Origin of the sequence: Stenotrophomonas nitritireducens (genome assembly GCF_001431425.1) — a bacterium.
In the GTDB taxonomy this organism is placed as follows: Bacteria; Pseudomonadota; Gammaproteobacteria; order Xanthomonadales; family Xanthomonadaceae; genus Stenotrophomonas; species Stenotrophomonas nitritireducens.
Window position 1 is genome coordinate 54,089 of the sequence record NZ_LDJG01000017.1, and the last position, 19,136, is coordinate 73,224.

The following is a 19,136-nucleotide window of genomic DNA, read 5'->3' on the forward strand; positions in this document are numbered from 1 at the left end:
GCCAACAGACGTTGGCAGCGGGGGAGCCGCTGAGGTGGCCGGCGCGCCATTGGGCGACGCCCCATCCAACGGCAATACCGGCAGCAACCAGCGTCAAGCCGGCAAGGATGTTTCTCGAAGAGGTATTCATGGCGAGGGTCTCCACTCAGTCCGCGATCAGGCTGTTCAGTCGGGCGACGAGGCTGTCGCGCTGCGCTCCGAGGTCGATCAGACGCATGCGCGTCTCCAGCACCTGGGCGCGTGCACTGAGCACAGCGCTCAGGTCCCCCTTGGCGGATCGGTAGTTGCTCAACGCAAGCGCCGCTCGGTTCCGTACCAGCTGCAAGCCGGCGGTCTGCAGGCGGTCGATCTGGCTGTTCAACGCTTGGAGTTCGGCGGCGCTGTCGTCCAACTCCTGCAAATGTCGCCGCGCCACGTCTTCGCGTTCGGCGTCCAGACGCTCCAACTCGTGCCGTTTTGCCTCGATCATGGGCACTTGGCGTCGATCTTTCTGCCAAGGCAGATCGAATGTCACCTGAAATGACACCATGTCGCCCCATCGGCGATCACGCCGGCTATACGCTATCTCCCAGGCCCAATCGCCGCGGGTCTCTGATTGGGCTTCGCGGGACTCGGCCCGGGCCATGCTTTGCATCGCCGGATAGAGTTCAAGCTCCGCGTGATTCGCCAGTTCTGTGCGCAGTTGCGCGACGGGGCGAGTGAGCGGGCCTGGATCGCCTTGCAGTGCTTCGTCGGCCCTGGAGCCCACCCAGCGCCGCAATGCGGCCCTGGCCTTGGCCCGGTCCCGCTGTAGATCGTCACGGCGGTCCGTGAGTGTCAGCGCCTCCTGTTGCGCGACCAACAGGTCGCCAGCCTGGGCGGTGCCGCCGGCGACGCGAGCGGGGAGACTGTCTTGCAGGCGCTGGTTCTCCGCGAGCAGTTCCGTCAGCAGTATCTCCCGTTGCTCCACCGCCTGCGCGGCGATCCACGCCAGGCTGAGTTCCTGGCGGATCTGCAATCGCTGCAAAACCAGCGCCGCGCGTTCTCGATCCACACGCGCCTGCGCGCTGGCGACCTGGGCGTCGCGCTTGGCCCTGTTGGGCACTTCCTGCATGAGCGCCAAGCGCTGCATCGTCATGGATTCGCGCGTCATGCTCCAGCGATCCATGCCGCTGATGGGGTAGTTTTCGATGCCGAGCGAGAGCTTGGGGTCGGGCAGCGAGCCTGCTGCCTTCTGCACGGATTCGGCGACGTTAACCTGCAACTGCTGCGCGCTTATGCGTGGGCTCTGCTGCTCCGCGATAAGGCGTGCCTCAGCAAAATCGAGGGCGTAGGCTACAGGCGAGACAAGCGCACTGCCCGCCAACGCGATGCTGATAGCTTTCAGACGATGCACTCGCATCGAGGCCGGCATTGTGCCTCGGCCGTACGCCGACGGGCGCCCCTCGGGGGCGCCAAAAAAGGGAGTAAACATGGTTGTCCTCGGAATTGGTATTCACGAAATCACGTGGTCTGCCGCATCGGTGCGCGGCGAGCACGGACACATAAATCAATTCCGCAGGACTTGGAACGTGAGGTAGATCGGCGGAAAGCCCGCGCGGGGATTGGGAGGAATGTAGGTAACGTGCCGCCTGAGGGCTACCCGGTCGAGAACCAACCCGGGCAGCGAGTTGGCGAGCCACATCACGTGCGCCGCGAGAAACTGAATGTCCAGCCCCTGCCATGAAAGCGCCGACTCCCGATCGCCACTGCAATGAGCGTGGCACAACTGTGGCGCTTCGCTGTCCATGGAATCAGGCATGCCGGTGCAATCCGACATTGGCAACTTGTCAGCCTGCTGCATCGAGATCGTGGCACGCATTTGCGTGGTTTCCACAGATGCCCTCGGGTCTGGCTTGGGACAGACGTACATCGCCATCGCAACCTGCGAGAAAAGCAAGGTTACGACTAGGCCGCTGGTAATCCAGCGGCTCCATCTTGCGAGAAGGCGCCTTAAGCCGATCATGCGGACATACTATTGGAAGTTGTAGGGAGTTGAATTGATCAAGGTCAGTTTCCAGGATGAATTGATGCGTCTGGACGGCGCCTTGGCCCGAACCGGCACCCGCTGCAAATCCACCGGCAAGGGCGGGCACCGCACGTGGTTGTCATGCTTTACGCGCCTCGGCAACTCGCAAGGCTCTAAGCTCAAATCGATCAGCTACAAGATTCGTCTGTCCCGAGAGTCGCTGCAGGTGCGTAATGACCTCGTAGGGGCCATCGGCTATTGGGCGCGTGCAGATTCCGCACTGGCTAGCGGTTTCGATGCGTGATCGCGAGGAAATCCCTACGCCATATCCAGCTGCGACCCAGAGCAATAACATCTCAAAAGAACTGACATGCTGGACATTCGGCCTTTCCGTTGATGACATGGAGGACAGGTACTGGTCCAGCGAAGGAGAATATTCGGCCTTCCATCGAAACACGGAGTGCTCCTTAAGTTCGTCTATTCTGATTGACTGCTGCCGGAGCAGTGGGTATCGCAGCGGCGTGGCAAGAGCTGTCGCCTCGAACCAAATAGAAAGACTCTTCAGCGAAGAATCGCTCACCTGCTTCAGAGAAAGGCCGACGTCGAAGCGCCGTTTGTAGAGGCCCGTAATGAGATCGCTCGCCGTAACCTCATTAAATTCCATAGAAACTTCGGGCTCCTCCGCGCGCTGCAGGGCAAGCAATGCAGCTAGGTACGAAGAGGCCACACCAGGCGCTATGGCGAGCCTGAGCTGTGGGCGTGGGCTGGTGGCGTCGTGCATGAGAGGCCCCAAGAAGCGATAAGACAAGGATGGAAAGTCTTCATGATAGCTAGTTTGAGTTAAACTTAACGTGGTTAAATTGTTTGGACTGTTCGACGCTTCCAAGGATGGAGAAGCGAACTGTCCGACGAGGCCGTCCCCCAGGAACTACCACTTTCGACGCCGAGCCAGCGTTGGCATTCGGAGCGGCCGTTCGTGTCGCCCGCCTGACGCAAGGTGTTGCTCAGGAAGAACTGGCTGCGAAAGCAGGGATCGAGCGATCGCACATGGGCAAAATAGAGCGTGGGGAGCACATGCCCACTCTCGCTCTGATCTTAAGAATCGCCGCCGGACTCAAGCTCAGTGCTGCGGAACTCGTCAGCGCAGCCGAACGCAATCTTCGTGCCGCGGCGCACGATTCAGATAGGCATTGACGCTTTAGTCATCCGGAGGTCCTCGCAGACGTTCGATGAAGCGATCCAGCGAAACCGATGAGTTGCTGCTTTCTGGCCGAAGCAGATAGGTTGTGATTACCGCCGTGTCCTGCGCCAGAGGGCGAATCACCACGTCCGGCCTCTGGCTGATGGGAATCTTGGTCGCCGTCATGAAACCAATCCCATAGCCTGCGCCGACGAGCGTTAGCATCATGTCCAGCGACGACACTTCTTCGACAACGTTGAGTCTGTGTTCCAGAACCTGTAGCAGCCGATTTAATTCTCGGCAGTAGCCTTCGCAGGCCAGTTTGTCGCACAGAACCAGTGGGTGACCCTGAAGTTCGTTCAGCGGAACTTGCTTGTGCGCAAGAAGCGAGTGCCGCGCTGGCACGGCGATCACAATCGGGTCTCGCCAGATCGGTTCAGCCACGATGCCTTCGCCAACATCCGCCGCGTGTGCAAATCCGATCGTGAAGTCGCCAGACCGTAGGCCCCGTATCTGCTCGGTCAGCGGTACCTCGGAGAGACGTATCTCGACCTCGGGCTCTTCCGCGCGGCAACGAGCTAGGAACGCCGATAGTCGTGGGTCCATCGCACCATCGGAAATTGCAATGCGCAGGCTGCCCCTCAGGCCCGCGGCAATGGCTCTGGCATTTTCACGCGCTTGCTCCAGGACAGTGAAGAGTCGGCGGGTGTCCTGCAAGAATGCCGCCCCCGCCACGGTCAGCCGTGTGCCCCTGCGGTCGCGGTCAAACAGCGTGACCCCAAGCTCATCTTCCAATTCCTTGATCGCGCGAGACAAGGGGGGTTGCTCTATATGCAGCCTCTCGGCCGCCCGCGTGAAATGCAACTCCTCTGCCAAGACGACAAAGCATCGTAGATGACGCAACTCCATAAATCGGGCTCCTCGCAAGTTCTCATTCGCGCCAGATGTCCCGTGGACGAATCACGGTGGACGGGGAGGCTGGATCCATTTCAGGGAAGTTGATGCGCTTGACATCGCAAAAACTGGCACCTTGAGCGCTCGTGGTTGCTCGTGACGCGTCCCAAGCGCGCGCGCCCAATCGGGGCGCGCGTCTCTGTCACACTGTGCAGAAGCTTTGAAAAGCACCGCACACCCGCGGCGTCATCCGCCGTGCTCTTTTTGTAGCAGCGACCCGAGGCGAGCGACTTCATTGCTGGTGATCGCGATGTTGCGCCCATCCTTCGTCGACACCGAAGCTCCGACATTGAGATAGACGGCGCGCCCGAAGCGGCTTTCCTGTGCCATCTTTCCGTCCTTGAAGATGTACAGCGTTCCCCCGTCAGCCAAGGGAACCATTTCCTTGGCTGCTTGGGCTGCTGCATGACCGGCGAAGGCTGGCACGGAGAGAGCGCTCAACAGGGCGGCAATGACAATTTGCGATTTCATGATCGACTCCTTTGTAAAAACGACGACAACTTGCGCCGCGTCGTTAAATGTAGAAGCAGGCGGTCTACAGAGCGCTTACCCGTGCATTACATTCAATTCATGTGCTGTCATCTGCCGCCCATGAAGGACTAGGTTCCAGTGGGAGACAAGATGCCAAGCCATGCAACGCTCGCCAGAACCAAAACGGCCAAGGTCGCCTCCGTGAACAGACTCTGTCTAAGCTTGATGACTGCCTGTGCGCGATTGCCTGCCTTCAAAGCAGCCTCCAGGCTCGGGCTCAACCGATACCGATTGGCAGCAGCCAACGCCAGCATGCCTGCGAAAAGCAAGAGCTTTACCATCAGCAGCCGGCCATACAGCGTCGAGATGAGCGGATCAAACGATGGTCCGGCGATCAACAGGTAATTGAGAATTCCACTCACGACGAGTGCAGCCACGATCGCTGTACCTATGCGAGCAAAGCCATTCGACGTCCGACTGAGGACCGCTACCGGGTCTTGCGCGACATCCTGCTTGTGGGATGCCAGCATCAAGAACGCCACCAATGCGCCCACCCAAGCGCCCGCTGCCCAGAGGTGCGTGATATCCGACGCAAGATGGATGTAGCCGCGAACGCCGTCGTCCATCGCGCCGTGGCCTGCCCACGCAAGGGTCGCCAGCGCCACGCCGGTGGAGAGCGCCATCACTGCAAATCGCAAGGTAGCGTTCAATTTCAACATTGCGACGAGCACACACACCAACAGCGCGAGGATGCGAATGCACCAGGCGATGCCCATGTGCGTGCCCGTAATGAGCATGTCGAAGACGTGCGTTGACAGCTCCGCGTAGCTCTGGGCACCGGACATGGCCTTGGCCATGACCGTCATGCCCCACATCGACAGGGCAATGCCGATGGCAGCGGATGCGCCAATGAGGACGCGATAGCGGCGCGAGATCGTCGAGGATCGCTCGTCGTTGCCCAAAGCATAGAGACCGAACATGGCGACGCCAAACGCCGCCGCCAGGTCCAGATACAGCGCCAGGCGCAGGACGATGGTCAACCAATCCCCGGCCATGGGCTTACTTCACCTTGAAGGTGACGTTACCCGTGATCGGATGCGTGTCCGAGGAGACGGCACGCCATTCGACGCGATAGTCACCGGGCTGGAGCGCCTGTGCCGGCGTGATGACCATGGTCTTGCCGTCGCCGGCAGCCGCGACGCTGGCGTTGATCTTCATCGGGCCATGGCTCGCCATTCCCGGCATGCCAGTCATGACAAGGCTCGCGGCGGAGAACTGCGGCACCAGCGTCTCGGAGAACTTCAGTTCGATGGTGGCTGGCGCAGAAACCTGCGACTTGTCGGCCGGCGTTGAAGACACCAGCGAAGGATGCGCGAATGCGGCGGTGGCGAACAGACCAGCAGCGATCGGCGCGACGAGCTTGGCGATGAAATGTGAACGGGTCATAGAAGTTTCTACCTGGATGTGTGAGGTGTGGTTTAAGAACGAAATGCCGAGATAAGGCTTGCACCTTTGCAACGGCGTGGAACGAAAGAAACGGTTTGCTGGGCGATAGCAGGCTCCTGTAGTTTCAGAAAGAAAATCCGGTCACAGTCGGCTCGCTCTCAGGCGCAAGGCGTTGCCAACGACCGACGCCGAACTCAGGCTCATCGCCAATGCTGCGATCAGCGGCGACAGCAGCCAGCCCGTGAGGGGATAGAGAACCCCGGCGGCGATGGGGATGCCCAGCGCGTTGTAGAGGAAGGCGAACATGAGGTTCTGCTTCATGTTGCGCACGGTACTCACCGAGAGCGTGCGAGCGACAGCGATGCCACGCAGGTCACCCTTGACCAGCGTGACCTGGGCGCTGTTCATCGCCACGTCGGTTCCCGTTCCCATGGCGATGCCCACGTCTGCCTTCGCCAAGGCCGGCGCGTCGTTGATGCCGTCTCCGGCCATGGCGACGATGCGTCCTTCTTTCTGCAGTCGCTCGATCAACATGAGCTTGTCCGCCGGCTTGACCTCACCATGCACCTCGTCGATGCCTAGGCGTGCACCGACGGCTTTGGCGGTGGTCTGCCCGTCCCCGGTGGCCATGATGACCCGCAGGCCCGCAGCCTTCAACGCGGCCAGGGCCTCGGGGGTGCTGCCCTTGACCGGATCGGACACGGCGAGCAAGCCCGCGAGCTGCCCGTCCACCGCCAGGTACATGACGCTGGCCCCTTCGCCGCGCAGAGCTTCGGCCTGGGGTACGAGCGGTTCCACCGATACGCCAGACTGTTCCATCAGCACTGTGTTGCCCAACGCCAGTTGCCGGTGCTCAACCTTTCCGCGCACGCCGATGCCGGTTCCCGATTCAAAGCTCTGAGGCTTCACGAGTTGGAGGCCCTGGGCACGCGCGGCCTGCACGATGGCGTCGGCCAGGGGGTGTTCACTGCCCTGGTCCAGGCTGGCCGCAAGACGCAGCACCTCATCGTTCGTAAAGCCGGGGGCTGCGACGACCTGATCGAAAGCAGGTCGGCCTTCGGTCAGGGTTCCTGTCTTGTCGATGACGAGGGTATCGACCTTGCGAAGATTCTCGATCGCCGCGGCATCGCGGAACAGCACGCCCTGCGTGGCGCCACGGCCCGTTGCGACCATGATCGACATCGGCGTGGCCAGACCCAGCGCGCACGGGCAGGCGATGATCAGGACGGCCACCGCATTGATCAGTCCATAGACCCAGGTGGGCTGTGGCCCGAAGAATCCCCATACAAGGAGCGTCGTTACCGCAATGGCGACGACGGCCATCACGAAGTAGCCGGCAACGACATCGGCCATGCGTTGCATCGGTGCCTTGGAACGCTGCGCCTGGGCGACCATCTGGACGATCTGCGATAGAACGGTGTCCGAGCCGATCCGCTCCGAACGCATGACCAGCGCGCCGCTGGTGTTGAGTGTGGCCCCGATGACCTTGTCGCCCACGCGCTTGCTGACGGGCAGCGGTTCGCCGGTCAGCATGGATTCGTCAATCGAGCTGCTGCCCTCGTGCACGATGCCATCCACCGGCACCTTCTCGCCGGGTCGGATGCGCAGCAGGTCGCCGACGTGCACATGGCTGAGTGGCACGTCTTCCTCGCTGCCGTCCGCATTGATGCGCCGCGCCGTCTTGGGTGCCAGCCCCAGCAGCGACTTGATGGCTGCCGAAGTCTGGGAGCGGGCCTTGAGTTCCAGCACCTGGCCGAGCAGTGTCAGCGAGATGATGACGGCGGCGGCCTCGAAATACACGCCGACCCGTCCCATGGACATGAAGGAAGCTGGAAACACTTCCGGCGCAACGGTTGCCACAACGCTGTAGATGAATGCCGCACCCGTTCCCAGGCCGATCAGTGTCCACATGTTCGGGCTGCGGTTGACCACGGACAGCCAGCCGCGGGAGAAGAAGGGCCAGCCGGCCCACAGCACGATCGGCAACGACAGCACCAACTCGACCCAGCTCTGTGTAGCCATGTCCATCAGGTGCAGCCGCTCGCCCAGCATCGCCAGCGCCAAGACCACGAGCGTCAGCGGCAAGGTCCACCAGAAGCGACGCGAGAAGTCACGCAACTCCGGGTTGTCGTCATCGAGGTCGGGCAGCAGAGGCTCCAGCGTCATCCCGCACTTGGGGCAGGTTCCCGGATGATCCTGGCGGATCTCCGGGTGCATCGGGCAGGTGTAGATGGTTCCGGGCGCGGTTGGCGATGCCGCCGGGGCCGGTGAAACTGCGGTGCTGGCATGGTGATGCGGTGCATGGCCGCTGCCTGTGCCTATGCCCGCGTCACCGCTGGCATATCGCGCCGGATCGGCGTCGAATTTGGCCTTGCATCCGGTGCTGCAAAACAAGTACGTGTTCCCCAAGTGCGTGGAACGGTGCTCCGACGCCGCCGTGACCGCCATGCCACACACCGGATCTCGCGTCGCGGCATCGGGCTGCGTGTGGCTTGAGGACCCGCCCGCGTCGTCACTTCCAGCATGGCTGGCGTGATGGTGGTGCGTATGCGGGCCGGACGTTGTGGCACCCGCCGCCATGCCTGCGTGCTCATGTCCTGAAGACTTGCTGGGTGAATTCATAGTGACAAGTGCCCTCCGCCGTTAACCTTTGGTGTCTGGTGATCGCAGCAGGCCGCAGGCGCGCAAGGAGACAAGCGCGGCGTCGCGTGCTCGCACGGTGCGAGTGCCTCGACTCATTGCTTCTGCTCCTTGGAGGCTGCGGCACCTTCCTTACCCTGACGCGCGGCATGATCGTGTCCGCCGTGGCCGTGACCACGGTGCATGAACAGGTGCATCAGCGGACAAGCCGCCAGCAGCAGGAAGGGGAGATAGCCGGCAACATGTGCCGTATGCTCCTTGAGCAGGAAATACGCGGCGACAGCGGCGATGATGAGGAACGCCACGCCGTAGCGCGATCGCCAGAACCGGGGGCGATCGCTGGGGGTCTGTGTGTGCTGATGCTGCATGGCATATCTCCACGGAGAAGGGTTGATGGATGGTCAGCGATGCGACTGATAGACCGTGCTGCTACCGTTTTTCCCAATCAGCAGCACGTCGTAGGCGTCCTTGCGTCCACCATAGGCCGGACCATCCATGCCGGGCGAACCGACCGGCATGCCGGGCGCCGCGAGGCCGATGGCCTGCGGGGCTTCGCGCAGCAAGCGTTGAATGTCCGAGGCAGGCACATGACCCTCGATGGCATAGCCGCCGATCTGCGCCGTGTGGCAAGAACCGTACTTCTGCGGGATGCCCAGCCGCGTGCGCGCTGCGGTGTTCCCGGTGTCGAGAACCTGCACATCGAAGCCTGCGCCTTGCAGGTGTGAGACCCAGTCCTTGCAGCATCCGCAGCTCGGGTCCTTCCAGACCTTGGCAATCGGTCGGCTCTGCGCCAGGCTCGGTCCTGCGAGTGCCATCACCAACAAGCCAGCGATCAATGCCTGGCGTCTCGGCACTTTGCCCTGGCTTCTGTCGTAGTGCATGTTCATGGATCGCCTCTCATCAGATGATCAAACCCGCTAGGTTCTAGAACCAGAATCGCACGCCAGCCACCCAGCGCGTCTGCTGCGCACGGCCGCCTTCGGCACGCACATAGTCCGCGGTGCGTCCGAAGCTGCCCGCCCGTTCCACGCCGATATAGGGGGCGAACTGGCGACTGAATTCATAGCGCAGGCGCAAGCCAGCAGACGCTTCGGCCAGGCCCTTGCCGATACCGCGTTCCGGGTCGTCCTTGCCATAAAACTGCAACTCGGCGCGAGGCTCCAGAATCAGTCGCTGGGTCAGCAGCAGCTCGTAGCTGCCTTCGACACGCAGCGCCGTACGTCCACCACTTCCCACGTAGCCCGTCGCCTCCAGCTCGAACCAGTAGGGGGCGAGGCCCTGGATGCCGAAAGCCAACCATTGACGGCTCGGGCCTTCCCCGTTATCCACCCGAACGCCGAGCTGGGTGTCCCAGTACGGTGCGACGGCGTGCCCCCAGAGAAGCTCGGTACGCGATTCTTCGAGCTTTCCTTTGGCGATATCGCCTTCGGCCTTCACGACGGCCTTGTTGTAGGTCGTCCCATACCACGCCTGGAGGTCGTAGGCCGTGGAGTCGTCTCCTTTGCGCGTGAAGCGGCGTTCCAGAGTTTCGCCGCGCAACGAAAAGAACCTGTGTTCGTCGGCCAGCATCAGCCGCGGCACACCGGGTACGGCGTAGTCGCCCGATCCCAATGTCAGGCCATTGGAGTAGCCATGCGGATCGCGGGCGTCAGGAGGCGCCGACCCGCCCTGCATCTGCATGTTGCCGTGATCCATGGCCGGGGCCGCGGTCGAGCCGCTCGCCGACGTCGCGTGACCCGCGTGCGGGTCGGCGGCAGGAGCCACGGTCTGAGTGGATGGCGCGGCCGTTTGAGCGTCGGCCTGGCCGTGCGCTGCATGGTCGTTCTGTGCTTGTGCCTGGGCGGCGACGCTTACCAGGGCCAGAAGCGTCGTGGCCAGTGCGCGAGTGGGGAGTGCTTTGGACATTCTTGGTCTTCCTTGTGCGCTGGGTTCAAGACACCACGACTTCGCGGAACATGCCGGCATCCATGTGGAACATCAGGTGGCAGTGCCACGCCCAGCGGCCGAGCGCGTCGGCTGTCACCAGGAAGCTGATGCGTTGTGCCGGCTGCACCGGCAGGGTGTGGCGGCGCGCAAGGAAGCGACCGTCGGGGCTTTCCAGCTCGCTCCACATGCCGTGCAGGTGCATGGGATGGGTCATCATGGTGTCGTTGTGCAGAATGACCCGCAGCCGCTCGCCGTGTTTGAAGTGCACCGGCGTGGACTTTCCGAACTCCAGCCCGTCCAGGGACCATGCGTAGCGTTCCATGTTGCCCGTGAGGTGCAGTTCGACCTCCCGGCCGGGGCCTCTCTTGTCCAGCGGCCCCGACGGGGTATGCAGATCCGCGAGGGTCAACACGCGCCGACCGTTGTTGCGCAGTCCGATGCCGGGGTCATCGAGGTTGGTGCGCGCCATGTCAACGCGCATGTCCGTGCTGGCACCATACTCGGTGCGAGCGTGGCGAGCAGTAGTGCTGGGCACGGCCAGTCCCCCCGCCGCCGCGGCGTGTTGGCTGTGATCCATCGCCATGCCACCGTGGTTCATGGCGCCGTGATTCATGCCTGCCATCGCCCCATGATCCATCCCGGACATCGAACCCGAGCCCATCCCGGTCATCCCGGTCATGCCCGTCATGCCCGTCATGCCCGTCATCCCGGTCATCTCCATGGCCTGGCCGGACCCGCCATGGTCCATGCCCCCCATCATGCCGCCCATCATGTCGTTCATGGTCAGCCATTCGACCGGATCGAGGGCAGGCACGGGAGCTTGAAGACCTTCACGCACGGCCAGCGTGGCACGCGCGTAGCCTGTCCGGTCCATCGCCTGGGCGAAGATCGTGTAAGCGTCATCCCGTGGCTGGACGATCACGTCGACGGTTTCGCCAGGACCGAATCGGAACTCATCGACGGTCACCGGCTCCACGTCAACACCATCGACGTGCACCACCGTGAGTTTCAGTCCTGGAATGCGTACGTCGTAGAAGGTGTTGCCCGCACCGTTGACCATGCGCAGCCGCACGCGCTCACCCGGTCGGAACAGCGCCGTCCAATTGCCGGCGGGGGTGACGCCGTTGGCCAGATAGGTCAGCGTGGTGGCAGACAGATCTGCGAGATCCGTCGGATTCATCCGCATCTCGTTCCACATCTTGCGCTTGTCGATCGCAGCGGCCGTGCCTTCGCGCGAGGCGTCCCGGAAGAAGTCGAAGACGGTAGGTTGGTTGTAGTTGTAATAGTCGCTTTGGGACTTGAGCTTGGTGAACACCCGCATCGGGTCTTCGTCGGTCCAATCCGAGAACAGCAGCACGTGGTCACGGTCGGCGTGGATGGTCTCGGCGCCAGCGGGGTCGATGATGATCGCCCCGTACATGCCCGTGAGTTCCTGGAAGCCGGAGTGCGAGTGGTACCAGTAGGAGCCGCTCTGCTGAACCTTGAAGCGGTACGTGAAGGTCTCGCCGGGAGCGATGCCATTGAAGCTGATGCCCGGCACGCCATCCATCTGATACGGCAGGATGATCCCGTGCCAGTGAATGGATGTGGCTTCACGCAGCTTGTTGGTTACACGGATTGTGACGGTGTCACCCTCGCGCCAACGCAATGTCGGTGCCGGCAGCGAGCCGTTGATGGTCGTAGCCACGCCTGGCTTGCCCGTGAAGTTCACGGGCGATTCGGCGATCACCAAGTCGAACTCGGTGCCCTTCAGCACAGGGGCGGCACCGCGCGTCGCGGAGCCTTGCTGGGCAAATGCCTTGAACGCCGGCGTGGACAGCCCAGCGAGAACGCCGCCGGCGGCTAACCCTTGGACGAAACGCCGACGAGAAAGGCCCTGTGTGGGCACGATAAAAAAGGGTGAACGAGGCGGCATGGCCTGAAATCCTCCATAGATGACTCGGAAGTCGTTCTAAACGCCACCCCATCCTGAGCGGCACAGTTCGACGCAATGCAGGTCATGCTATGGGTTGGGCACTTTCCATCGAATGACCCCTGAATTACATTCATGTAATGTTCGTGTCATGTTCGTGGAAGCTGGCAACCAGTAAATTGCTGATTGAAAGTGGATGAATGCGTACATCGTGAGCGGCTATTTTTCCGCGCCGTAGCGATTTCATGGGACATGCGATGAAACTGCTGGTCGTTGAAGACGAGAACAAGACGGCGGATTACGTCCGCCAAGGTCTCATGGAGGCGGGATTCGTCGTGGATCTGGCGCGCAACGGATTGGACGGACACCACCTGGCCATGGGCGAGACATACGATCTGGTGGTCTTGGATGTCATGCTGCCGGATGTCGATGGCTGGCGCATCGTGCGTGCCCTTCGAGATGCCGGTAAACAGGTCCCTGTGCTCTTTCTGACGGCGCGTGGCGGTGTAGACGACCGTGTCAAGGGATTGGAACTGGGAGCGGACGACTACCTCGTCAAGCCATTCGCGTTCTCTGAGTTGCTGGCGCGGGTGCGGACGCTGCTGCGACGCGGAAGCGCTCCGAGCCAGCCTGATCGCATCCAGGTTGCCGATTTGGTGCTGGACTTGGCGCGCCGGCGCGCAACGCGCGCTGGCCAACGCATCAATCTCACCAGCAAGGAGTTCGCGTTGCTTGAGCTCCTGGCCCGTCGCCAGGGGGAGGTCCTTCCACGGTCTCTGATCGCGTCGCAGGTATGGGACATGAATTTCGACAGCGACAGCAACGTCATCGATGTAGCCATCCGCCGTCTACGCGCGAAGATAGACGATGCGTTCAATCCGAAGCTCATCCACACCGTGCGTGGAATGGGATACACGCTCGATGCGCCCGATGATGCCCCTGCGCCATAAGCCGCGGCAAAGCCGTCCAGCGTCGCTTGCATTGAGGGTCACGGCCCTCGTTGGTATCGCCACGACCTTGGTGTTTCTTGTGTTCAATTGGGTCATTCTCCGGTCGTTGGAGCACCACTTTGCTCAACAGGATGCCCACGAACTGGAGGCAGTGACAACCGCTTTGGCTCAGCCCTTGCACCAGCTTGCAAGTGACATCGCAAGCGACGAACTGAAGCAACACTTGGCCAACGCAGTCGCAGGACATCATGGGATGACGTACGGCGTCTACGATGGGGCTGGCAATAGCATCTATGCCACGCCCGGTCCTGACCTGTCTAAACTTGCCAGTAGCAAAAAGTTGGTCAACCGCATCACCGCTGACGATTTGATCGTGTGGCAGGAGGATCAGAGGTCATATCGAGGTGTGGTGCTGCAACTGCCTGCTGACGATTCAGCGGCGCCCGGCTACCGCATCGTCGCTGCCATGGACATCGGCTTTCATCTCGACTTCCTGGCGGAGTTCAAGCGCATGCTCTGGTGGGCAACCGGCTTGGTCATGTGTCTGGCGCTCGGTGTGGCTTGGCTGGCGGTGCAGTGGGGCCACCTGCCGATTCGCAAGGTCAATGAAGAGATTCGGGCGATTCGCTCTTCAAAGCTGGATGTGAGGCTGGATCCTCGGGATGTGCCGATCGAACTGGCGGAACTGGTATTCGCCTTCAACGATATGTTGGCGAGAATCGAGGAAGGCTTCACCCGGCTATCACACTTTTCCGCAGACATCGCGCACGAGTTGCGCACGCCCGTCACCAACCTGGTCACGCAGACTCACGTGGCGCTTGGCCAGCCGCGCAGCAACGAGGAATACAGAGAAATCCTCTATTCAAATTTGGAAGAGTTTGATCGGATGGGACGCATGATTGGTGACATGCTGTTTCTTGCCCAAACGGAAAATGATCCCCGCAACTTGCGTCTGTCTACCATTGATCTGTCCGAATTGGTGCGGAGTCTGTTCGACTATTTCGAGGCGCTGGCAGAAGATAGCGGCATTACGCTTGGTGTTAAAGGGGCGATCGGCAGCATAGCGGCGGATCGGGAAATGCTCACCCGGGCGCTGAACAATCTTCTCTCGAATGCAATTCGACACACGCCTCGCGGCAAGAGCATCACGGTCTTGCTTTCGCAGGACGAGCAGTGGACAACGATCAGTGTGGTCAATCCCGGTGAGAGAATTCCTGAGCGCGATCTACCAAAGCTCTTCAACCGCTTCTACCGAGTTGATCCGGCACGGCAACGAAATACGGCGGGCGCCGGTCTTGGCCTTGCCATCGTGAAATCGATTGCGGAGGCACATGGTGGCTCCGTTGCCGTGACCTCCAGTGAGCTTGTCACCAGGTTTGACTTGGTATTGCCCCATCTGCGGCAGTAGTCCGAGGGCGCTGCGGTCCGTCCAGCCAACTGGCGTATCTCTTTGCCTGATTCTGGGATCTACCCGGCCGGCCACGTTGCTACGCGAGCGGGACATTTTTTCTCCGTGACGTAAGCGTCCGGCAATCCCATCTTGAGATAGACCCAGTGTCGAGGCATCGTGTGCACGATGAACATCACGCACACTATGGCGAACGACACGATCGCCCAGCGCCCCAAGCGGCACTACTACTCCCCGGAACTTAAAGGCCAGATCGTGGCCGAATGCCAGGTCTCCGGCGCGTCAGTGGCCGGCGTAGCGCTTGCACACGGAATCAACGCCAACATCGTTCATCGCTGGATGCGCGAGCAAGCAGACTCCCTGTTGCCAGCGCCCCGGAATGAGTTCGTTGCGCTGAATCTGCCTCCACCAGTTGAACAGCTCCCAGCAACCGAGACCAGCTCGCCGCCCGTGTCGCGTGCGATTCGCGTTGATGTTCGGCGCAGCGCCAGCGTAGTCACCGTGAACTGGCCCCTGGAAGATGCAGCGTCATGTGCAGCGTGGCTGCGCGACTGGCTCCGATGATCCGCATTGATGCGCTGTGGCTCTCCACCGAGCCGCTGGACATGCGAGCAGGCACCGAGACGGCGCTCGCCCGGGTAGTGGCTGTCTTTGGCGCAGCGCGCCCACACCACGCCTATCTGTTCGCCAATCGACGAGCCAACCGCATGAAGGTGCTGGTGCACGACGGCATCGGTGTCTGGCTGGCGGCCCGGCGCCTGAATAGCGGCAAGTTCGTCTGGCCGCGCGATGCCGCCACCACCGCCACACTCAGCCGAACGCAGTTCGATGCGCTCGTGCTGGGCCTGCCCTGGAAGAACGTCGGCGAGGCTGGAGTCATCACTGTACTTTGAGTGCTCCGGTCGTTGGCCAGGCAATCAGCGCTTGCACCGATGCGCGAATGTGATGTTAGCCGCATCATCTTCTCCCGTGATCACCGCAGACCACCTTGACACCCTGGAGCCGCAGCAGATGCGAGCGGCCCTGCTGTCGTTGATGGGTGAGCTGGCCGAGCGAGACGGCGTGATCGCACGCCAGGGCCAAGAGGCGGTCTTCAAGCAGGCGCAGATCGACAAGCTCACGCACGAGAACGCACTGCTCAAGCGCATGAAGTTCGCCGCACAGTCGGAGCGCTTCAGCGCCGAGCAGAAGAGCCTGCTCGATGAATCGCTGGATGAGGACCTGCAGGCGGTGGCCGATGAGATCGAGCAGGCCACGCCGCCAGTGGCAGGCCGCCAAGACAAGCAAGTCCCCAAACGCGCCCCCCTGCCGGCCAACCTGTCGCGGCGCGAGATCCGCCACGAGCCCGAGTCCACCACCTGCGCCTGCGGTTGCCAGATGAAGCGCATCGGCGAGGACGTGGCCGAGAAGCTGGACTACGCGCCCGGCGTGTTCACGGTGGAGCGCCACATCCGGGGCAAGTGGGCCTGTGCCCAGTGCGAGACGATTCACCAGGTGCCTGTCGATCCTCACATCATCGACAAAGGCATCCCTACCACTGGGCTACTGGCGCAAGTGCTGGTGGCCAAGTACGCCGACCACCTGCCGCTGTACCGCCAGGAAGCGATCTTCGGCCGCGCCGGCCTAGCCATCCCCCGCTCCACGCTGGCGCAATGGGTGGGCTCGTGTGGCGTGCAGTTGCAGCCACTGGTTGACGCCATGAGGACAGAGCTGCTGCAGCGCCGCGTGCTGCATGCCGACGAGACGCCGGTGTCCATGCTCAAGCCGGGCAACGGCAAGGCGCACCGGGCGTACCTATGGGCCTATGCCACGGGCGCCTTCGAGAACATCAAGGCGGTCGTCTACGACTTCTGCGAATCGCGCTCGGGCGAACACGCCCGGCGCTTCCTGGGCGACTGGAGAGGCAGCCTCACCTGTGACGACTTCAGCGGCTACAAGGCCTTGATCGCAAGTGGTGTGACCGAGGTCGGCTGCCTGGCGCACGCGCGGCGCAAGTTCTTCGATTTGCACGCGGCGAACCAAAGCCAGATCGCCGAGGTCGCGCTGCAGCAGTTCGCGCGGGTCTACGAGATCGAGCGTGAGGTCAAGGAGATTGCGACCGATCAGCGCCAAACCATCCGGCAACAACAAACGAAGCCGCTGCTTGATGCCTTGCACCAGTGGATGGTGCTGCAACGCCAGAAGGTGCCGGAAGGCTCGGCAAGCGCCAAAGCGCTGGACTACAGCTTGCGGCGCTGGGAGGCTTTGACCCGGTTCGTCGATGACGGACAGCTGCCCGTGGACAACAACTGGATCGAGAACCAGATTCGGCCGATTGCCATTGGCCGCAACAACTGGCTCTTTGCGGGCAGCCTACGAGCTGGTCAGAGGGCAGCAGCCGTCATGACGCTCATCCAGTCAGCACGACTCAATGGGCATGATCCCTATGCGTATCTCAAGGACGTTTTGGCTCGCTTGCCGACGCAACGGGTTAGCCTGGTTCACGAGTTGCTACCGCATCGTTGGTTCGCACCGAGCTGAATGTCGTTATTTGAGGCTCCGCTCAGCGAACGGTTGGCCAGCTTGCCCCAGTGGCGCTGCGCAGCGATTCAAGTGCACCGCAATCGCCAACGCATACCCCTCCCGCACAGGTACTGCGGATGGCACGCAGTTGCTTGCGCAGCGCCTGCAACTCGGCGATTCGCTGCTCTACCAAGCGCATTTGATCGTCTAGCAAGGCATTGACCTCGTCGCAGGACATGGCGGGGTCGTCCTGCAACTGCAGCAGAGCCCGGATATCGTCGTGCGACATGTCCAGCGAGCGGCACCGAACGATGAAGGCCAACCTGTCGACATGCTGTTGGCCATATTGCCGATAGTTGTTGGCGGCCCGCAGGGGCGCCTGCAGAAGGCCCTCTGCTTCATAAAAGCGCACCGCGGGAACGGAGCACCCTGCCAATGACGATAGTTCACCGATTTTCATATTTGCCTACCTACCGCTTGACTCTACAGCTACTTGAGGGTTTCTAATACGGGACATGAGTACATGTCAAAGCAGTAGCTGCTCGAGCAGTTGCAATTCGCAGACGGTCGACGAGGCCCCAAGCGCCATTGCTTCCGTGGAGAGCACATTTTCAGTTCCGGGAATGGACTGCCCCTCCGAGGAGAACCTCATTCGCATGGCGCTGGGTGGTCTGACCGGGGTTGGGCCGATGACCTTCGATCTGGCCCATCGGCAGCTCCGGGTGGTGCACTCGGGCGAGCCCGCCAGGATCGCCCAGAAGCTGACGCCCCTGAACTTGGGTGCGGTTCTGCTGACAAGCGAGAGGCGCACCGAAGGCGGGCAGTGGAAGACGCGTTTCTCCGTGCCGAAGATGGATTGCCCGTCGGAGGAGAATCTCATTCGGATGGCGCTGGCCGATGCGTCGGCTGTTGCGGCACTGGACTTCGATCTGAAGGACCGTGTACTCACCGTGCAGCATGGGGGAAGTACGCAAGAGCTGCTGGGCCGTCTCATCCCTCTCAACCTCGGCGCGCAAGTGTTGGACAGCGTGCAAAGCGACGAGTCTACGGCCCCAGACGCAGAGGGGAATGCCTCTGAGGCTCGGACCTTAAAGCTGCTGCTCGCTATCAACGGTGCGATGTTTGTCTTTGAGTTGATCGTTGGCCTGATCGCCCAGTCCACAGGTCTCATAGCGGACTCGCTTGACATGTTCGCCGATGCGGCGGTCTACGGACTGGCGCTCTATGCGGTGGGCCGCGCCGCCGCCTTGAAGATGAAGGCAGCGCACATCGCTGGTTGGTTGCAAGTCGTGCTTGCGCTTGGCGCGCTTTTGGAGGTCGTTCGGCGGGCAGTTGTGGGAAGTGAGCCGGCGTCCATGCTCATGATGAGTATCGGGCTGGTCGCATTGATCGCCAACGTCACCTGCCTGGTGCTGATCGCCAAGAAGCGGGATCGGGGCGCCCACATGACGGCAAGCTACATTTTTTCTGCGAATGATGTGATCGCAAACGCGGGGGTGATAGTCGCTGGTGTTTTGGTCGCTTGGACGGGCTCCTCGTACCCTGACCTCGTGATTGGCGCAGTCATTGCGCTGATAGTGCTCAGCGGTGCCCGGCGCATCCTGAACCTCCGATAGCCAATCTAGCGGCATCCCACACCGATGCCTAGCCAAGGTGGGATGGCCGGCCGCTTACTCCGTGACTGCCACGTGCCCAGTCCTAGCGGCAGGCGCCGACATCATGCGCTTGTGTATCCCATCGCTACGTCCACACCGCACGGG

Annotated in this window: 20 protein-coding genes; 7 read left to right on the top strand and 13 right to left on the bottom strand. The window is 61.7% G+C overall.

The genetic code is table 11. The features are described from left to right. Positions 1–145: 145 nt before the first annotated feature. The 3 genes from ABB22_RS11595 to ABB22_RS17840 all read right to left on the bottom strand — a co-directional run bounded on the left by ABB22_RS11595 (position 146) and on the right by ABB22_RS17840 (position 2,768). On the bottom strand, positions 146–1,453 hold the full coding sequence (locus tag ABB22_RS11595; protein WP_211264515.1) for a TolC family protein: 1,308 nt from the start codon (positions 1,451–1,453) through the stop codon (positions 146–148). A 75-nt stretch (positions 1,454–1,528) separates the two neighbouring features. Beyond that, positions 1,529–1,840, bottom strand: coding sequence for a hypothetical protein (locus ABB22_RS11600; RefSeq protein WP_006226245.1), 312 nt, complete (start codon positions 1,838–1,840; stop codon positions 1,529–1,531). 286 nt (positions 1,841–2,126) lie between these two features. Continuing rightward, the gene (locus tag ABB22_RS17840) at positions 2,127–2,768 is read right to left on the bottom strand and encodes a LysR substrate-binding domain-containing protein (protein WP_023657317.1); all 642 of its coding nucleotides are present in this window, start codon (positions 2,766–2,768) and stop codon (positions 2,127–2,129) included. 107 nt (positions 2,769–2,875) lie between these two features. On the opposite strand from ABB22_RS17840, the gene ABB22_RS17845 reads away from it, so the two are divergent. Continuing rightward, positions 2,876–3,181, top strand: coding sequence for a helix-turn-helix domain-containing protein (locus ABB22_RS17845; protein ID WP_003097526.1), 306 nt, complete (start codon positions 2,876–2,878; stop codon positions 3,179–3,181). 4 nt (positions 3,182–3,185) lie between these two features. Here the strand turns inward: ABB22_RS17845 and ABB22_RS11605 are convergent, their stop codons facing one another. From ABB22_RS11605 to ABB22_RS11645, 9 genes are all read right to left on the bottom strand, one after another. Continuing rightward, positions 3,186–4,076 carry a LysR family transcriptional regulator gene (locus ABB22_RS11605; RefSeq protein WP_003097524.1) on the bottom strand — a complete coding sequence of 297 codons (891 nt, stop codon included), beginning with the start codon at positions 4,074–4,076 and terminating at the stop codon, positions 3,186–3,188. Positions 4,077–4,307: 231 nt separating this feature from the next. Next, the gene (locus ABB22_RS11610; protein WP_003090336.1) at positions 4,308–4,592 is read right to left on the bottom strand and encodes a CopK family periplasmic copper-binding protein; all 285 of its coding nucleotides are present in this window, start codon (positions 4,590–4,592) and stop codon (positions 4,308–4,310) included. Between the two features lie 128 nt (positions 4,593–4,720). Further along, positions 4,721–5,632 carry a copper homeostasis membrane protein CopD gene (copD, locus tag ABB22_RS11615; RefSeq protein WP_143993485.1) on the bottom strand — a complete coding sequence of 304 codons (912 nt, stop codon included), beginning with the start codon at positions 5,630–5,632 and terminating at the stop codon, positions 4,721–4,723. Between the two features lie 19 nt (positions 5,633–5,651). Then, positions 5,652–6,038 carry a copper homeostasis periplasmic binding protein CopC gene (copC, locus tag ABB22_RS11620; RefSeq protein ID WP_003090319.1) on the bottom strand — a complete coding sequence of 129 codons (387 nt, stop codon included), beginning with the start codon at positions 6,036–6,038 and terminating at the stop codon, positions 5,652–5,654. Positions 6,039–6,179: 141 nt separating this feature from the next. Further along, complete coding sequence (locus tag ABB22_RS11625; RefSeq protein ID WP_197286470.1) at positions 6,180–8,618, bottom strand: heavy metal translocating P-type ATPase; 2,439 nt, start codon at positions 8,616–8,618, stop codon at positions 6,180–6,182. A gap of 155 nt (positions 8,619–8,773) precedes the next feature. Next, on the bottom strand, positions 8,774–9,046 hold the full coding sequence (locus tag ABB22_RS11630; protein ID WP_003097518.1) for a DUF2933 domain-containing protein: 273 nt from the start codon (positions 9,044–9,046) through the stop codon (positions 8,774–8,776). Positions 9,047–9,079: 33 nt separating this feature from the next. Further along, positions 9,080–9,565, bottom strand: coding sequence for a DUF411 domain-containing protein (locus tag ABB22_RS11635; protein ID WP_003090303.1), 486 nt, complete (start codon positions 9,563–9,565; stop codon positions 9,080–9,082). Positions 9,566–9,602: 37 nt separating this feature from the next. Next, positions 9,603–10,583 (bottom strand): copper resistance protein B, encoded by a 981-nt coding sequence (locus ABB22_RS11640; protein WP_005408883.1) that lies wholly within the window; start codon positions 10,581–10,583, stop codon positions 9,603–9,605. A 25-nt stretch (positions 10,584–10,608) separates the two neighbouring features. Then, positions 10,609–12,519 (bottom strand): copper resistance system multicopper oxidase, encoded by a 1,911-nt coding sequence (locus ABB22_RS11645; RefSeq protein WP_082592173.1) that lies wholly within the window; start codon positions 12,517–12,519, stop codon positions 10,609–10,611. A gap of 254 nt (positions 12,520–12,773) precedes the next feature. On the opposite strand from ABB22_RS11645, the gene ABB22_RS11650 reads away from it, so the two are divergent. From ABB22_RS11650 to tnpC, 5 genes are all read left to right on the top strand, one after another. After that, positions 12,774–13,466, top strand: coding sequence for a heavy metal response regulator transcription factor (locus tag ABB22_RS11650; RefSeq protein ID WP_003097513.1), 693 nt, complete (start codon positions 12,774–12,776; stop codon positions 13,464–13,466). Further along, the gene (locus tag ABB22_RS11655; protein ID WP_003097498.1) at positions 13,438–14,874 is read left to right on the top strand and encodes a Cu(+)/Ag(+) sensor histidine kinase; all 1,437 of its coding nucleotides are present in this window, start codon (positions 13,438–13,440) and stop codon (positions 14,872–14,874) included. Before ABB22_RS11650 ends, ABB22_RS11655 begins: the two co-directional genes overlap by 29 nt. A 168-nt stretch (positions 14,875–15,042) precedes the next feature. Continuing rightward, positions 15,043–15,438: an IS66-like element accessory protein TnpA gene (gene tnpA, locus ABB22_RS17850; RefSeq protein WP_006217728.1), complete on the top strand. Its 396-nt coding sequence runs from the start codon at positions 15,043–15,045 to the stop codon at positions 15,436–15,438. Next, positions 15,435–15,767 (top strand): IS66 family insertion sequence element accessory protein TnpB, encoded by a 333-nt coding sequence (gene tnpB / locus ABB22_RS11660; protein WP_003121550.1) that lies wholly within the window; start codon positions 15,435–15,437, stop codon positions 15,765–15,767. Before tnpA ends, tnpB begins: the two co-directional genes overlap by 4 nt. A 76-nt stretch (positions 15,768–15,843) precedes the next feature. Next, the gene (tnpC, locus tag ABB22_RS11665) at positions 15,844–17,394 is read left to right on the top strand and encodes an IS66 family transposase (RefSeq protein WP_031757192.1); all 1,551 of its coding nucleotides are present in this window, start codon (positions 15,844–15,846) and stop codon (positions 17,392–17,394) included. 22 nt (positions 17,395–17,416) lie between these two features. On the opposite strand, the gene cadR is transcribed toward tnpC, so the two are convergent. Further along, positions 17,417–17,836 (bottom strand): Cd(II)/Pb(II)-responsive transcriptional regulator, encoded by a 420-nt coding sequence (cadR, locus tag ABB22_RS11670; RefSeq protein ID WP_010791743.1) that lies wholly within the window; start codon positions 17,834–17,836, stop codon positions 17,417–17,419. Between the two features lie 55 nt (positions 17,837–17,891). Here cadR and ABB22_RS11675 point away from each other — a divergent pair, with 55 nt between their 5' ends. Further along, complete coding sequence (locus ABB22_RS11675) at positions 17,892–18,992, top strand: cation efflux transmembrane domain-containing protein (protein ID WP_077446928.1); 1,101 nt, start codon at positions 17,892–17,894, stop codon at positions 18,990–18,992. Positions 18,993–19,136 lie beyond the last annotated feature (144 nt).

Coding starts and splice junctions, on each gene's coding strand:
- ABB22_RS11675 (WP_077446928.1), top strand. CDS start 17,892: ATGAGTACATGTCAAAGCAGTAGCTGCTCGAGCAGTTGCAATTCGCAG.
- ABB22_RS11640 (WP_005408883.1), bottom strand. CDS start 10,583: ATGTCCAAAGCACTCCCCACTCGCGCACTGGCCACGACGCTTCTGGCC.
- copC (WP_003090319.1), bottom strand. CDS start 6,038: ATGACCCGTTCACATTTCATCGCCAAGCTCGTCGCGCCGATCGCTGCT.
- ABB22_RS11650 (WP_003097513.1), top strand. CDS start 12,774: ATGAAACTGCTGGTCGTTGAAGACGAGAACAAGACGGCGGATTACGTC.
- ABB22_RS17840 (WP_023657317.1), bottom strand. CDS start 2,768: ATGCACGACGCCACCAGCCCACGCCCACAGCTCAGGCTCGCCATAGCG.
- tnpA (WP_006217728.1), top strand. CDS start 15,043: ATGAACATCACGCACACTATGGCGAACGACACGATCGCCCAGCGCCCC.
- ABB22_RS11625 (WP_197286470.1), bottom strand. CDS start 8,618: ATGGCGGCGGGTGCCACAACGTCCGGCCCGCATACGCACCACCATCAC.
- ABB22_RS17845 (WP_003097526.1), top strand. CDS start 2,876: ATGGAGAAGCGAACTGTCCGACGAGGCCGTCCCCCAGGAACTACCACT.
- ABB22_RS11630 (WP_003097518.1), bottom strand. CDS start 9,046: ATGCAGCATCAGCACACACAGACCCCCAGCGATCGCCCCCGGTTCTGG.
- ABB22_RS11645 (WP_082592173.1), bottom strand. CDS start 12,519: ATGCCGCCTCGTTCACCCTTTTTTATCGTGCCCACACAGGGCCTTTCT.
- ABB22_RS11610 (WP_003090336.1), bottom strand. CDS start 4,592: ATGAAATCGCAAATTGTCATTGCCGCCCTGTTGAGCGCTCTCTCCGTG.
- cadR (WP_010791743.1), bottom strand. CDS start 17,836: ATGAAAATCGGTGAACTATCGTCATTGGCAGGGTGCTCCGTTCCCGCG.
- ABB22_RS11600 (WP_006226245.1), bottom strand. CDS start 1,840: ATGCGTGCCACGATCTCGATGCAGCAGGCTGACAAGTTGCCAATGTCG.
- ABB22_RS11655 (WP_003097498.1), top strand. CDS start 13,438: ATGCGCCCGATGATGCCCCTGCGCCATAAGCCGCGGCAAAGCCGTCCA.
- ABB22_RS11635 (WP_003090303.1), bottom strand. CDS start 9,565: ATGAACATGCACTACGACAGAAGCCAGGGCAAAGTGCCGAGACGCCAG.
- ABB22_RS11605 (WP_003097524.1), bottom strand. CDS start 4,076: ATGGAGTTGCGTCATCTACGATGCTTTGTCGTCTTGGCAGAGGAGTTG.
- ABB22_RS11595 (WP_211264515.1), bottom strand. CDS start 1,453: ATGTTTACTCCCTTTTTTGGCGCCCCCGAGGGGCGCCCGTCGGCGTAC.
- tnpB (WP_003121550.1), top strand. CDS start 15,435: ATGATCCGCATTGATGCGCTGTGGCTCTCCACCGAGCCGCTGGACATG.